The organism is Candidatus Macondimonas diazotrophica (assembly GCF_004684205.1).
Lineage (GTDB): Bacteria > Pseudomonadota > Gammaproteobacteria > UBA5335 > UBA5335 > Macondimonas > Macondimonas diazotrophica.
Genome location: NZ_SRIO01000004.1, coordinates 105,911 through 119,727 on the forward strand (window position 1 = coordinate 105,911; position 13,817 = coordinate 119,727).

The window sequence follows — 13,817 nt, forward strand, 5'->3', positions numbered from 1 at the left end:
CTGCGGTGCCGCCCGAGGAGGCCGGCGCGACCGATGCCCTGCTCGCCGGATCGGCGGCGACCCGTGGCGCCGTCAGCCTGGATGTCTTGATGGACGTCCCAGTGACGCTGTCCATCGAAGTTGGGCGCAGCCGGCTGAGTATCCGGGAGGTTCTGGCCTTGCATGAGGGTGCAGTGGTAACGCTGGACCGCCATGCGGGGGAGCCGCTTGGGGTATTCGTCAACGGCGCGTTGGTGGCCAAAGGGGAGGTGGTGATCGTCAATGAAACCTTCGGCATCCGGCTCACCGAGGTGGTGAGTCCCTCCGAACGCATGGGGAAACTCAAGTGATGCGTTGCGGCGGGTATCCGGTACTGGCCGTGCTATCGGTGCTTCCGTTTCCGGTTTCCGCGGCGGGTGCGCTTCCGCCCGCGGTTGCGCCCCTGCGGATCGCCGTCAGCCTCGCGCTGGTGATCGCGCTCATCGGCATCCTGGCCTTGATCATACGGCGGCTGCCCGGTCTGGGGATGACGCGTGCCGGCGAATTGCGGGTGCTTGGCACCGTGGCGGTCGGCAATCGCGAGCGAGTCGTGCTCATCGAAGCCGGCGGTAGCCGGATGCTGCTGGGCGTTGCGCCGGGACGTGTGCAGGCCTTGCATATCCTGCCCGTCGAGGTGGATCGATCGCCGGATACGTTGTCCCCGGTGGACCCGACCACCCCGAAGTTCACAGCGACAAGGAGCGTCCCATGAGGATCGGCCGGAACGGCATGTTCGCCGTGTTGCTCGCCCTGCTGACCAGTCCCGTGTGGGCTGCGCCCGGTTTGCCGGCGGTGACCGTGCAAGGCGCGGGCGGCGAGCAGACCTATACCCTCAGCCTGCAGATTCTGGCACTGATGACGGCGCTGACGCTGCTGCCGGCGCTGCTGCTGGCCATGACGGCGTTTACCCGCATCATCATCGTCCTGGCCGTATTGCGTCAGGCGCTGGGCATGCCGCAAACCCCGCCCAATCAGGTGCTGCTTGGACTGGCCTTGTTTCTTACCCTGTTCATCATGGCGCCGGTGTTTCAGGCGGTCTACACGCGCGGGCTGGAGCCCTATCTCAACGACCGGGTCGGGTTCGAGGAGGCCGTTCAGGCGGGTGTCGAGCCACTCAAGGGCTTCATGCTGGCCCAGACCCGCGAACAGGACATCAAGCTTTTCCTCGACATGCGCGGTGATCCGGCGCCCGAGACAGCCGCCGGCGTACCGCTACCGGTGCTGGTGGCGGCATTCATGACCAGCGAGCTCAAGACGGCCTTCCAGATCGGCTTTGTGATCTTCATTCCGTTTCTGATCATCGATCTGGTGGTTGCCAGCGTACTCATGGCCATGGGGATGATGATGCTCTCGCCCATGTTGGTGTCCTTGCCGTTCAAGCTCCTGCTCTTCGTGCTGGTGGATGGCTGGGTGCTGCTGCTGGGTACGCTGGCCTCGAGTTTCGTCGTGTCCGGAGGGGCAGCGGGATGACGCCCGAAACCGCCATGGAAATCGCCCGCCACGGGCTCTGGGTCACGGTTCTCCTGGCCGGCCCGCTGCTCGCAGCAGCGCTGGTGGTGGGGGTGGTCGTCGGCCTGTTCCAGGCAGCGACGCAGATCAATGAGGCGACCTTGAGCTTCGTGCCCAAGCTGGCGGCGATCGCGCTGGCGCTGATGATCGCCGGCGGGTGGATGCTGGGCTTGCTGGTGGACTACACCCGGGAGCTCTATCAGTCCATCCCGGGCTGGATCGGGTAGGCCGCGTCATGGAGGAGCAGATGCTCATGCAGACGCTGGATCAGGCCGGGGGCGTTTTTTTCCGGGTGAGCGGCTTTTTCATGGCGATGCCGCTGTTTTCCGGACCGGCGGTCCCGGTGCGCGTGCGGCTGCTACTCGCCTTGACCGTGACCTGGCTGATCCTTCCGTTGGCGCCGCCGGCCCGAATGGCGCTGTTGGGTTCGGAAGGCATTTTGGTGGCGGTGGAGCAGATCCTGCTCGGGGTTGCCATGGGGATGGCGTTGCAGATCATCTTTCAGGCCGCATTGATGGCGGGTCAGATGATCGCCACGGCCATGGGCCTGGGGTTTGCGGTCACCGTCGATCCGGTCAACGGGGTCAGCGAAATGGTCCTCGGACAGTATTTTCAATTGGTCGCCAGTTTGCTGTTCCTGGCCTTGGATGGGCATCTGGCCGTGATCCGTATCCTCGCCGAAAGCTTCGTGCTGTTGCCGGTCGGGCTGGGCAACTTGCCCGCGGGCAGTGTGGAAACGCTGCTGCGCTGGAGTGCGCATCTGTTCAGTGGCGGTATTCAGCTGGCACTGCCGGCGCTGGCAGCACTCATGATGGTCAATCTCATTCTGGGCGTGACCACGCGTGCGGCGCCGGCGCTCAACCTGTTCGCCGTGGGATTCCCGGTTTCGCTGAGCCTCGGATTGCTGGCCGTCATCTGGACGTTGCCGGTGATGGCGCGCCTTTTCGAACCCTGGCTGGAGGCGGCGCTCCTGACGCTGCGCCGCCTCATTGGCATGGGGGGTTGAGTCACCATGGCCGATTCCACCCAGGAAGACCGCACCGAAGAGGCCAGCCCACGGCGCCTGCAACAGGCGCGGGAACGCGGCCAGATCCCGCGCTCCCGGGAACTGGTCAGTATGAGTCTGGTGATTGGCGGGGCATTGGGGATGTTGCTGCTCGGCCCGTCCTTGGCGGAATTCCTGGGCCAGACCCTGCGTCAGGCGCTGCAGCGTGCGGCCAGTCCGGTCGACGACCAGTTGCCTGGATTGCTGGGTGACACATTGGGGGCCGGCGCATGGACGCTGCTGCCCGTGATTGGACTGCTGGCAGTGGCGGCGGCCGGTGCCAGCGTTGCGGTGGGCGGATGGAATTTCACGGTCCAGGGGATCGAATGGCGCGCCGAGCGTCTCGATCCATTGAAGGGGCTGGGCCGACTGCTTTCGACGCAGGGACTGATCGAAACCGTCAAGGGCCTGCTCAAGGTGGGCGTGATCGGTGCCATCGGATTCATGGCGTTCCGTCAGGCCATTCCCCAGTTGCCGGCGCTGGCGCTCTCCGCATTGCCGGTCGCCATGCCGGCGCTGGTGGGCTTGTGTCTGAAGCTGTGGGCCGTCCTGGGGTTGGGGATGGGCCTGATTGCGCTGGTCGACGTTCCGATGCAGCGATGGCAATACGCCCGCCAGCTGCGGATGAGCCGTCACGAACTGCGGGAAGAGCACAAGGAGATGGAGGGGCGGCCGGAGGTGCGTGCCAAGATCCGCCAGCTTCAGCGCGAGCGCGGCCGCCGGCGCATGATGGAACAGATCCCGACGGCCGATGTGGTACTGACCAATCCCACCCATTACGCCATCGCGTTGCGCTATGACGCCGAGCACATGCGGGCGCCGGTGGTCGTGGCGAAGGGTGTGGGGCTGATCGCGCTGCGCATTCGCGAGCTGGCCGGGCAGCACGGTGTGCTGGTGCTTGAATCGCCACCCCTTGCGCGCGCCCTGTACCGTCACGCGGAGCTGGATCAGCCCATTCCAACGGATCTCTACCTGGTGGTGGCGCATGTGCTGGCCTATGTCTACCAGCTCAAGCATCAACCCCACCCACCATCGGCGCCGCCTGATTTCGAAGTGCCGGCGGCCTATGCCGTCGCCGCCGATCCGGAAGCGGCGCAGCCAGAACCGCTCCAACGGGAACAGGAGTAGTCCCCATGGCCAGCGAAGCCCTTTCTCCGCGCTGGCGGATTCTGGAGGTCGGCATCGGTACACCGTTGGTGGTGACCTTGATGCTGGCGATGGTGGTCTTGCCGTTGCCGGCGCCGTTGCTGGACCTGCTGTTCACCTTCAACATCACCTTGTCGCTGGTCGTGTTGCTGGCGACGGTTTATGTCCTGCGGCCGCTGGATCTGGGAATCTTTCCATCCGTATTGCTGATTACCACGTTGCTGCGTCTGGCCATGAACGTGGCCTCCACGCGGGTCATCCTGCTGCACGGCCATGAGGGCCCGGAGGCGGCGGGCCGGGTGATCGAAGCCTTCGGCAATTTCGTGATCGGTGGGAACTACGCGGTCGGCCTGGTGGTGTTCGCCATTCTGGTCATCGTCAACTTTGTCGTCGTCACCAAAGGTGCTGGACGCATCTCCGAGGTCGCGGCGCGATTCACCCTGGACGCGCTGCCGGGCAAGCAGATGGCAATCGATGCCGATGTCGGCGCCGGACTGATGTCCCAGGAACAGGCGCGCCAGATGCGCCAGGAAGTTCGTCAGGAAGCCGATTTCTACGGGGCCATGGATGGGGCGGGAAAATTCGTGCGCGGCGACGCCGTCGCGGGAATCCTGGTGCTGTTCATCAATCTTCTGGGCGGGCTGTTCATCGGCATGCTGCAGCACGGCCAGCCGTTCATGGATGCGGTGCAGAACTACACGCTGTTGACTATCGGGGATGGCCTGGTGGCACAGATTCCGGCCTTGCTGCTGTCGGTGGCCACGGCGGTGATTCTGACCCGGGTGTCCGGGACCGTGGACATGGGTAGACAGATGGCGACCCAGTTGCTTGATCAGCCGCGATCACTGATCGTGGCGGGCGGCATCCTGATGGCCTTGGGTATCGTCCCCGGGATGCCCAGTCTGGTGTTTATGGCCCTGGGTGGCGCCAGCCTCTGGGGCGGCTATGCGATGTCACGTCGCGCGGCGATGCGTGCGGCCGCTCCGGTCGTCGAGGACACGCCGGCCGAGCCCGCTGCTCCCCGGGAGCTGTCCTGGGATGAGCTGGCGCCGGTGGATCTTCTGGGTCTGGAGGTGGGCTATCGCCTGGTTCCGCTGGTGGATCCTCACCAAGGCGGCGAGGTCATGGATCGCATCAAGTCGGTGCGCAAGACACTCTCGCACGAGCTGGGTTTCCTCATCCCGGCCGTGCATATCCGCGACAATCTGGAGCTGTCACCCACGGCCTATCGCGTTTCGCTCAAAGGCGTGGTGATCGGACAGGGAGAGCTGCAACCCGAACGTGAAATGGCCATCGATCCCGGGCAGGTGTTCGGGTCGCTCGAGGGGATCGCCACCCACGATCCTGCATTCGGCCTGGATGCACTGTGGATCGAGAAAGGCCAGCGCGACCAGGCCCAGATGCTCGGCTATACCGTGGTCGATGCGGGCACGGTCCTGGCCACCCATCTCAGTCAGCTGCTGCGCCAGCATGCCCATGAACTGCTCGGTCACGACGAAATTCACCAGCTGCTCGGCCAACTCGGCCGCACCGCACCCAAGCTCGTCGAGGAGCTGGTACCCAAGGCCGTGAATATGGCCACTCTGGTGCAGGTGTTACGCGGCCTGCTCGCTGATGGTGTGTCGATCCGCGATATCCGCACGATCGCCGAAGTGCTGGTCGCTCGTGCCGGAACGAGCCAGGAACCGGCCGAACTGCTGCGTGTCGTGCGCGAACATCTGGGCCGAATGATTCTTCAGAATCTGCGCTTCACGGGCGAGGAATTGCCGGTGATCGCACTCGATCACGGTCTCGAACAGCTGGTGAGCGGTGCTCTGCAGGACGGAATGGCGCTTGAACCGGGCCTCGCCGAGCGTTTGCTCAAGTCGCTCGGCGAGGCGACCCAGCGCCAGGAAGGACGTGGGGAGCCCGCCATTCTTCTGGTGTCGCCGCGTCTGCGCCCGCTGCTGGCGCGCCTGACCCGACATGCCGTACGCGGTCTGCACGTCCTTGCCTACAGCGAAATTCCGGAAGACCGGCGGATCCGGCTGGTCACGACCATTGGCGCTTGAGCCCGTGGCCAGGGCCCATTATCAGGGGAATGAAAAGCGATGAAGATCAAACGATTCCAGGGTGCCGATGTCCGCAGCGTTCTGCAGCAGGTGCGCGAGGCGCTGGGGCCCGACGCGGTGATTCTGTCCAATCGGCGGGAACATTCGGGCGTCGAGATCGTGGCGGCGACCGACTACGACGAAGCGCGCGTGTGGCAGGCGGTGGCGCACGCCGAATCCCGCGCACCCTCACCGGTCAACCCAGGCGCACCGGGAGCGGACACGCGGCAGGCACCGACGCCGCACCCATCGTCGACCAGCCTGCACGAGGTCCGGGAGGAGCTCGGGCGCCTCAAGAGTCTGCTGGAGGAACGGCTCGACAGCCTGTCCTGGCGGCAATGGCTGCATCACCATCCCCAGCATCGGGCTGCCTTCCAGGAACTCCAGAGTCTGGAGCTGAGCTTGGAAATGACCCAGCGCATCCTCTCGGCGCTGCCCGGCGCCGCGCAGGGTGCGGACGAGCTGCGCCGCCAGGCGATGGCAAGCCTGGTGCGCTTGCTGTCCATTCCCGCCGCAGACCCGTTGACCCAAGGCGGCATCGTCGCGTTGGTGGGGACGACCGGGGTGGGGAAGACCACTACGCTGGCCAAGCTCGCGGCCCGTTACGCGATGGCGCATGGTCCGGAGTCGGTTCGGCTGGTTTCAAGTGACGGTCATCGGATCGGTGCGCATGAGCAGCTCATGACCTACGGCCGGCTGCTCGGGGTTGGGGTCCATGTGGCCGAAACAGCCGCGGAACTGCGCCGTGTCCTGGCCGAGCTCAAGGATGTGCCGCTGGTACTGGTGGACAGCGCCGGGATGGGGCAGCGGGATCGACGTCTGACCGATCAGCTGCGCCGGCTGCAGGGCGCCAGTGACCGGTTGCGTGCCTACGCCGTGCTGCCCGCGCCAGCCCGCCTGGAGGTGCTGGAGGAAACCGTCGAGGCACTGCCGGTTTCGCATCTGGCTGGGGCGATGATCAGCAAGCTGGACGAGGCGGTCTCGCTGGGACCGGTGCTGTCGGTGTTGTCGCGGCGCCGTCTGGGTGTCGTCTATCTCGCCAACGGGCAGCGGGTGCCGGAGGATCTGCTTCGGACGCGGCCCGCCGATCTGGTGATTCGCGCCCAGGCGTTTGCGCGCCAACAGCGGAGCGGATCGATGGACGATAAATGGCGTGGGGTTCGGGCTGGATAAGGGGCGGTCGAGATGCAGGCAATAGTCGATCAAGCCGCCGGTTTGAAGCGTGCAGGCGGGGCGCGGATGCTGGCCGTTGCCAGCGGCAAGGGCGGCGTAGGAAAGACCACCGTGGCCGTCAATCTGGCGATGGCACTCGGCCGGCAAGGACGTCGCGTGATGCTGGTCGATGCCGACTTCGGACTGGCCAATGTGGATGTGTTGCTGGGCGTGCAGCCGTCGGCCCATCTGGGGCAGTGGCTCGACGGACAGGTGCCACTGGAGGATCTGCCCTTGGCGGTGGCCGATCATGTGCAGCTGGTGGCGGCAAGCTCCGGCGCCCGCCGCATGGCCGATCTCGATGCACCGGGGCGGAGCCGGATTCTCGGTGCGCTTCAAGACCTGCGGCGTCAGGTGGATTGGATGGTGCTCGATCTGGGCGCCGGGATCGCGCCGTGTGTGCGCGAATTCGCTGCCTTGGCCGATGAGGTCCTGGTCGTCGTATGTGACGATCCGGCATCGCTGACCGACGCCTACGCACTGATCAAGATCCTCCATCAGGAAGAAGGGGTGCTGCGCTTCGGTGTGGTGGCCAATCAGGTTCACGAGTCCGGTGCCGGGGGACGGCTGTTTGCCAAGCTCGCCCGTGTCGTCGAACGCTTTCTGGCGATCCGGCCCGTCTACCGGGGCGGGGTGCCCCACGATGGGCTCATCCGCCACGCCCTGGAGCACCAGCGCGCGCTGGTGACCTGCCATCCTCATGCGGCTGCGAGCCTGGCGTTCAAGAGTCTGGCACGGGCGGTCGATAAGCAGGACGAAGGCGATGGGGTTCATCGCTCCGCGCCCGGCCCCAAGGATCGGTTCGCCGTCTGGGGCGATGCGTCTCAAGCGTGAGGAGCCCGCCGTCTGGCCCGTCTGATGGGCGTGCCGGTCTGCCGTTGCATGGGGCGCCGTACCACGTCCAATAGCAAAAGAGTACATACGTGGACATCTTCAGTCTCATCGGCCTGGTTCTGGCCGGCGTCGCCGTGATCGGCGGCAGCATTCTCAAGGGTAGCGGGGTGGCTGCGCTGCTCAACCCGGCTGCATTTGTGATTGTGGTGGTCGGGACCTTCGCATCCATCTGCCTGCATACGCCGATGTCGGTGTTCATGCATGCGATCAAGATGGTTCGGCTGGTTTTTGCACCACCGCGATCGGACTTGAACGAGATCATCGAGAAGGTGGTGAGTTGGAGCCAGATCGCCCGGAAGGATGGATTGCTTGGCCTGGAAAAAGTCATCGAACAGGAATCGGGCGAGTTCGAACGCAAGGGGATTCAACTCCTGGTCGATGGGACCGGCCCGGAAGCCATTCGCCAGATCCTGGAGGTGGATGTGTCCGTCAAGGAACACCGCGATCTGCAGGGGGCGAAGGTGTTCGAGTCCATGGGGATCTACTCACCCACCCTCGGAATCATCGGCGCGGTGCTGGGGCTGATGTCGGTCATGCAGCATCTGGATGATCCCAGCCATCTCGGCACCGGCATCGCCGCAGCGTTTGTTGCGACGATTTACGGCATCGGGTTCGCCAATCTTCTGCTGCTGCCGGTCTCGGCCAAGCTCAAGGCGGCGATTCAGGAACAGGTGCAGGTGAAAGAGGTGTTGATCGAGGGGTTCCTGGCGATCGCCCATGGCGAGAATCCGCGCAATATCGAAACCCGGCTCAAGGGCTATCTCCACCATTGAGGGCAGGGTCAATGCCGAAGAAAGGACATGAAGAACACACCAATCACGAAGCATGGGCCATTCCCTACGGCGACCTGGTGACGTTGCTGCTGGCGTTTTTCGTGGTGATGTATTCCCTGTCTTCAGTCAACGAGGGGAAATACCGCATTCTCTCCGATGCGCTGCAGGCCGCCTTCCGTGGCGACACCCGAACGCTGGAACCGATCCAGATCGGCGAGGTGCGCAAGGGCGCGGAGCCGCGCGAGGAACCCACCATGATTCCCCTGCCGCTCGCCGCCCCGCCGGTGGGTCAGCCGGATGCGAGCGGCGCATTCGGTGGCGGGGAATCGCTGGATCGCATCGCCAGCCAGGTCGAGCAGGCGATCGCAGCGTCCGTTCTGGCGGATTGGGTCGTGGTTCGCCGCGGCCGGCAGTGGATCGAAGTGGAGATCCAGACCGATCTGTTGTTCGAGAGCGGGGCGGCAGCGCTCGATGCGCGTGCCCTCCCGGTCATCGATCAACTCGGCGAAATTCTGCGTCCCTTCTCCAATCCCATTCATGTGGAAGGGCACACCGATACCGTGCCGATCAATACGCTGCAGTTTCCATCCAACTGGGAATTGTCGGCGGGGCGGGCTGCTACCGTCGTGCGCCGCTTCGAATCGCTGGGTATCGAGCCCTCGCGCATGACGATCATCGGGCTGGGTGAACACCGGCCGATGGCATCCAATGATTCATCCGATGGGCGAGACCGGAACCGGCGGGTCGTCCTCGTGGTGCTCGATCCCGCCGTGGCCAATGCCACGTCAGCCGGTGTTCTGCCGGCGGCACCTCAGGAGCGGCCCGAATGAAGACGCACCATTTACCCGCGAGTCATCCGTCGAAGGCGGAAGGGAAGTTCAGATGACGCTTGTGACCATTGTGAGTGCTGCGCTGCTCGGGGGCGCGTGGGGAGCGCTGCTGGTCTGGCTGCTGCTGCGCCTGCCGATGCGTCGTCAGGCGGTGGCTGCCGAGACCCTGCAGCGTGGCGTGGCGGACTTGCAAGGGCAGTATTGGGCGCTTCGGCAGTGCCTGCCCCAGGCCAGCGGCGCGCCGGCTGCGCCACCCGTCCCGGACAACCCGACGGGCGCCGGGCTCGAGCGGCTGTATGACCGGGCGATCCGCATGGCCCGACAGGGCGCCCCCGTTGACGCCCTGACGGGATCGTGTGGTCTCAGTCAGGCCGAAGCCGAGTTGGTGGTTCGGTTGCACGCCACACCGACCACGGCTACGCGCAAGGCAGCCGGGGCTTGAAAACCGAGCGGAGCGTCCGGGCATCGCGGGGCCGGGCGAGGGCAGGGCCCTGGGCCGGGATGCTGCTCATGGGGTTCGGGGCAGCGGCCGCGGCCGAATCGCCCGTGAACGTTCAGATTCGTGCGGCCGTCGAGGCGGCCTTGCAGGCGCAGTGGCCGGATCAGACGCTGGAGATCGACCTCATCGCGCCCGATGCCCGACTCAACCTGTCGCCCTGCGAGAGACCGCTGGCCATCGAGCCGCTGCGTCCCGGGCCATTGCGCTCGGCGGCCACCCTGTCCGTCGTCTGCGATGCACCCGAGTCGTCATGGCGCGTGTATGTGCCGGCTCGGATCAGCGCGATGGGCGAGGTGCTGGTGGCGAGCCGCCCTCTCCCGGCCGGGACCGTGTTGACGGCGCAGGATGTGACCCTGGCACGCCGCCGCATGACGGATCTGTCTTATGGATACCTCAAGCACGCCGAGGCCGCCGTGGGCAGCACACTGCGCCGGCCGGTGACCGAAGGCGCCGTGATTTTACCGTCGCAGTTGGCCCAGGCGGTGGTGGTGCGCCGCGGTCAGCAGGTGGTAATCGAAGCCGCCAGCGGTTCGATCCGGGTGCAGGGCAACGGCGAGGCACTGGCCGATGGGTTGGCCGGGCGTCGCCTCAAGGTGCGCAATGGGGCGAGCGGCCGGATCGTCGAGGGCACGGTTCAGGCCGACGGGCGTGTTCGCGTGGATTTCTGAATCACCTCAAAAGGAGCGAGGGATGAATACGGATCAGTCGTCGACAGGCCAAGCGCTTCAGCCAGCCATGATTCTGGAGGTCATGGGCCAGCTGGAAGACTGTCTGGAACGCGAAGCCGCCAGCCTGATCCAGCCGGAAGTGCCGGATCTGGTCGATATCGCAGCCGAAAAGACTCGCTGCTTTTCGGCCTTGGTGCCGCTGGACCGTGCGCTGCGCGCCATTGCCGCGCGCGCAGAGGCCGCCGATGGGGATCGGCTGCTGCAGCATTGGCTCGATGCGCATGGGGTGACCGGTGAGGTGGCCGAACGGTTGCGGACGGCGCTGGCGTCCTGTCAGCGACTCAATCAGCGCAATGGTGCCCTCCTGCTGGCCCGGCAGCGCCAGGTCGCGCTTCAGCTTCAGGTGCTCGGGATCCTGCCGGAAAACACGCTCTACACCGAAAAAGGCACCGTTAGCAGCGGGCGGCGCGGCATGACCAGCTTGCGCATCTGATCGCCTTTTCGGGCGATCGAACCGGCCCGGAGCGCGGCGTGATGTGGCGGCCAAGCACTCACCGGGACCGGCATGCATCGTCCGAATCGTGCACGGCATCCGGTGTTTTGGCGCCATTGCCGGGTGGTCGGCTGCCCGATCCGGCGCCACATGCGGGATAGCCTCAATCGGCCGTGCTCACCCCGGCGCCATCGAAAGTGGCCATCTCGCCATGCAGCGCGCAGGCGGCCCGCAAAAGAGGCACCGCCAGTGCCGCCCCGCTGCCTTCGCCGAGCCGAAGATCCAGATCGAGCAGGGCGCAGCTGCTCATCGCGTCCAGCAGTCGCGCATGTCCCGGTTCGGCGGAGCGATGGGCGAAATGCAGCCACTCGGCCACGCCCGGATTGAGGCGCATGGCCACCAGTGCCGCCGCCGTGGCGATGAATCCGTCGACCAGCGCGGGCAGCCGCGCCTGCGCCGCAGCGATGTAGGCGCCGGCCAGGGCGGCCAGCTCGAGACCGCCCAGTCGGCAGAGTACGTCGAAGGGGTTTCCCGCTGCGCCGTGGCGGGCGAGCGCCAGAGCCAGTGCTTCGCGTTTGCGCGCAAGGCCCGCGGCATCGAGGCCGGTGCCGGGTCCGAGCAGCGCCTCGGGTGGTGCGGCGAGCAGTGCGCAGCCGAGTGCCGCGGCCGCGGTGGTGTTGCCGATCCCCATCTCGCCGCCGATGAACAGTTCCGCCTCGGCCGCCCGTACCGCCGCCACGCACGCCGCGCCGACGGCCAGCGCGGCCTCGGTCTGCGCCGCGGTCATGGCTGGGGCCTGGGTGAAATCGGCTGTCCCATGGGCGACGCGCCGGTCGAGCACGCCGGGCAGCGGATGCGCCGCATGGACACTGCCCACATCGACGATGGTCAGTTCGGCGCCGAGCTGCCGCGCCAGAACGGCGATGGCCGCGCCGCCGCCCGCGAAGTTGGCAAGCATCTGGCTGGTGACCACTTGCGGATAGGCCGAAACCCCGCGCTGCACAACCCCGTGGTCGCCTGCGAAAACGACGATATGCACCCGCGCCAGGGTGGGGGTGATCCGCCCCTGCTGCGCCGCCAGGCGTGTCACCGCGCGCTCCAGCCGGCCGAGCGAGCCGGGCGGTTTCGTCAGGCTGTTCCAGCGGGCTGTTGCCGCTTCCCCTGCTGCGGCATCCGGGGGGAGTGGCGCGAGCGTCCACCAGGGCAGCTTCACGGCGTATCCTTCAGTATCAGCGGCAAGCCTGCGGCCAGGAGCGCCACGCGCCCGCAGCGCGCTGCCACCGCCTGGTTCAGCCAACCCAGCTCGTCCGCGAAGCGGCGCGCCAAGGCGTTCATCGGAACCAGGCCCCAGCCCACCTCGTTGCTCACCAGCAGGATGCGGCCAGGCAGTGTCGGCAGCTGTTCGAGCAGCGCCGCGCGCTCGGCGGTGAAGGCCGCTTCGCCCGCATGCAGGAGATTGGAGACCCACAGGCCCAGACAGTCGACCAGCAGGCAGCGATCCGGCGCCGCTACCGCTGCCAGCGTGGCGGCCAGTGCCGACTCGGCTTCATGGGTGACCCAATGGCCTGGCCGGCGTGCGCGATGCGCCGCGATGCGGGCCGCCATTTCCGTATCTCCCGCCGCGGCCGTGGCAATGACATGCACCGCCAGCCCGCTGGCCCGGGCCTGCGCCTCGGCGTAGGCGCTCTTGCCCGAACGCACGCCGCCGAGGATGAGTTCCGCGCGTTCGTTCACGGTCGATGTCCTTGTGATGGCAGGCGGGGTGGCAGTATAGCCAAGCCAGAAGATTGTGCGCGCAGTACCGCCCCGGATGACGGACCAGCGATTCCCACGCAGAACCTTGGGGCGGTCGTCACGTCCAACCATTGCTGCTTTCGAGCGCGTCGTACAATGCTGATTTCTCCTTCACCGGACGCAGGCTGGATAACACAATGGCGACTGGCAGGCCCATGAGCGCAATGGCGCTGGCCGTGTGCATGATTCTCAGTGGATGTGCGGGGCTCGGTCAGACGCCGGACCTCGATGATTATCCCGACGATGTGTACGGCCGGGGCGGTTGGATGGATCCGTATGATCCCTGGCGATACCCGTACACGCCGTATGGATGGGGTTACGACCGATTCGGTGGGTTCGGTTATTGGGGCTATCCCGGTTGGTGGGGGCCTCCGGTGTACTGGGTCGATGTCGACCGGGACGAGATCGAGCCGGAGCCGCCCCGGCGGAATGGATTGCGTCGCTATCAGGAACGGCTGCTGACGGGCCCTACCTGGCTCTCCCCAAAGAATCGCTGGGTTCCACGGCCGGATCGGTCTTCGCAGGCGCGTCCCGTGGATGTCCGGCCGGTTCGGCCCGCGCCTTTTCCATCGGACCGGCGTACCGGTCCCGCCGAGCCACCGGCGCCGCCCCGTGTGCAACCGCTTTCTGTGCCACCACCACCGGTATTCCGAGCCCCTCGCGTCCATCTCCCTGAGCCACAGGCGCAACCGCCTGCGCCCCGGCCGCGCCGGCCATGGCGCCGCTCCAACGGTGCCGAGGACTGACGAAGGCCCGATCGGCAGCGCGCAGGCCGATCGGGTTGAGCAGTGCGCGGATGGCCTCGACAAGCGGGGACTTTGGTATGCTCTGCGCTGATGGCACAGG

At 66.2% G+C, this 13,817-nt stretch carries 16 protein-coding genes and 1 pseudogene; 15 read left to right on the forward strand and 2 right to left on the reverse strand.

Annotated elements, in window-relative coordinates; translation table 11 throughout:
* Positions 1-86: 86 nt before the first annotated feature.
* The 14 genes and pseudogenes from fliN to flgN all read left to right on the forward strand — a co-directional run.
* Positions 87-329, forward strand: a pseudogene (gene fliN, locus E4680_RS04380) (flagellar motor switch protein FliN); the annotation flags it as partial.
* Complete coding sequence (gene fliO / locus E4680_RS04385) at positions 329-730, forward strand: flagellar biosynthetic protein FliO (protein WP_135281174.1); 402 nt, start codon at positions 329-331, stop codon at positions 728-730. The pseudogene fliN and the gene fliO, both read left to right, overlap by 1 nt.
* Positions 727-1,488, forward strand: a complete 762-nt coding sequence (gene fliP / locus E4680_RS04390; protein ID WP_422666662.1) for a flagellar type III secretion system pore protein FliP — start codon at positions 727-729, stop codon at positions 1,486-1,488. Before fliO ends, fliP begins: the two co-directional genes overlap by 4 nt.
* Positions 1,485-1,754: a flagellar biosynthesis protein FliQ gene (fliQ, locus tag E4680_RS04395; protein WP_135281175.1), complete on the forward strand. Its 270-nt coding sequence runs from the start codon at positions 1,485-1,487 to the stop codon at positions 1,752-1,754. Before fliP ends, fliQ begins: the two co-directional genes overlap by 4 nt.
* Positions 1,755-1,780: 26 nt before the next feature.
* Complete coding sequence (gene fliR, locus E4680_RS04400) at positions 1,781-2,533, forward strand: flagellar biosynthetic protein FliR (RefSeq protein WP_167792376.1); 753 nt, start codon at positions 1,781-1,783, stop codon at positions 2,531-2,533.
* 6 nt (positions 2,534-2,539) lie between these two features.
* Entirely contained in the window at positions 2,540-3,700 is a 1,161-nt protein-coding gene (gene flhB / locus E4680_RS04405) for a flagellar biosynthesis protein FlhB (protein WP_135281177.1), read from the forward strand.
* Between the two features lie 5 nt (positions 3,701-3,705).
* The gene (gene flhA / locus E4680_RS04410; RefSeq protein ID WP_135281178.1) at positions 3,706-5,769 is read left to right on the forward strand and encodes a flagellar biosynthesis protein FlhA; all 2,064 of its coding nucleotides are present in this window, start codon (positions 3,706-3,708) and stop codon (positions 5,767-5,769) included.
* 39 nt (positions 5,770-5,808) lie between these two features.
* Positions 5,809-6,981: a flagellar biosynthesis GTPase FlhF gene (flhF, locus tag E4680_RS04415; protein ID WP_135281179.1), complete on the forward strand. Its 1,173-nt coding sequence runs from the start codon at positions 5,809-5,811 to the stop codon at positions 6,979-6,981.
* A gap of 12 nt (positions 6,982-6,993) precedes the next feature.
* Positions 6,994-7,854, forward strand: a complete 861-nt coding sequence (locus E4680_RS04420; protein ID WP_135281180.1) for a MinD/ParA family protein — start codon at positions 6,994-6,996, stop codon at positions 7,852-7,854.
* 89 nt (positions 7,855-7,943) lie between these two features.
* A complete protein-coding gene (locus E4680_RS04425) occupies positions 7,944-8,687 on the forward strand; it encodes a flagellar motor protein (protein ID WP_135281181.1) in 744 nt (247 codons plus the stop codon).
* 11 nt (positions 8,688-8,698) lie between these two features.
* A complete protein-coding gene (gene motD / locus E4680_RS04430) occupies positions 8,699-9,517 on the forward strand; it encodes a flagellar motor protein MotD (protein ID WP_135281182.1) in 819 nt (272 codons plus the stop codon).
* A 52-nt stretch (positions 9,518-9,569) separates the two neighbouring features.
* Positions 9,570-9,959: a DUF2802 domain-containing protein gene (locus E4680_RS04435; RefSeq protein WP_135281183.1), complete on the forward strand. Its 390-nt coding sequence runs from the start codon at positions 9,570-9,572 to the stop codon at positions 9,957-9,959.
* A gap of 68 nt (positions 9,960-10,027) precedes the next feature.
* Positions 10,028-10,684 carry a flagellar basal body P-ring formation chaperone FlgA gene (flgA, locus tag E4680_RS04440; RefSeq protein WP_167792377.1) on the forward strand — a complete coding sequence of 219 codons (657 nt, stop codon included), beginning with the start codon at positions 10,028-10,030 and terminating at the stop codon, positions 10,682-10,684.
* A gap of 22 nt (positions 10,685-10,706) precedes the next feature.
* Positions 10,707-11,177, forward strand: a complete 471-nt coding sequence (gene flgN / locus E4680_RS04445) for a flagellar export chaperone FlgN (protein ID WP_167792378.1) — start codon at positions 10,707-10,709, stop codon at positions 11,175-11,177.
* Between the two features lie 163 nt (positions 11,178-11,340).
* Here the strand turns inward: flgN and cobT are convergent, their stop codons facing one another.
* Together cobT and cobU are read right to left on the reverse strand one after the other, a co-directional pair.
* On the reverse strand, positions 11,341-12,390 hold the full coding sequence (cobT, locus tag E4680_RS04450) for a nicotinate-nucleotide--dimethylbenzimidazole phosphoribosyltransferase (RefSeq protein ID WP_135281282.1): 1,050 nt from the start codon (positions 12,388-12,390) through the stop codon (positions 11,341-11,343).
* Positions 12,387-12,911: a bifunctional adenosylcobinamide kinase/adenosylcobinamide-phosphate guanylyltransferase gene (cobU, locus tag E4680_RS04455; RefSeq protein ID WP_240696112.1), complete on the reverse strand. Its 525-nt coding sequence runs from the start codon at positions 12,909-12,911 to the stop codon at positions 12,387-12,389. Before cobU ends, cobT begins: the two co-directional genes overlap by 4 nt.
* A gap of 197 nt (positions 12,912-13,108) precedes the next feature.
* Here cobU and E4680_RS04460 point away from each other — a divergent pair, with 197 nt between their 5' ends.
* Complete coding sequence (locus tag E4680_RS04460; RefSeq protein ID WP_135281187.1) at positions 13,109-13,717, forward strand: hypothetical protein; 609 nt, start codon at positions 13,109-13,111, stop codon at positions 13,715-13,717.
* The last annotated feature ends 100 nt before the right edge of the window (positions 13,718-13,817 follow it).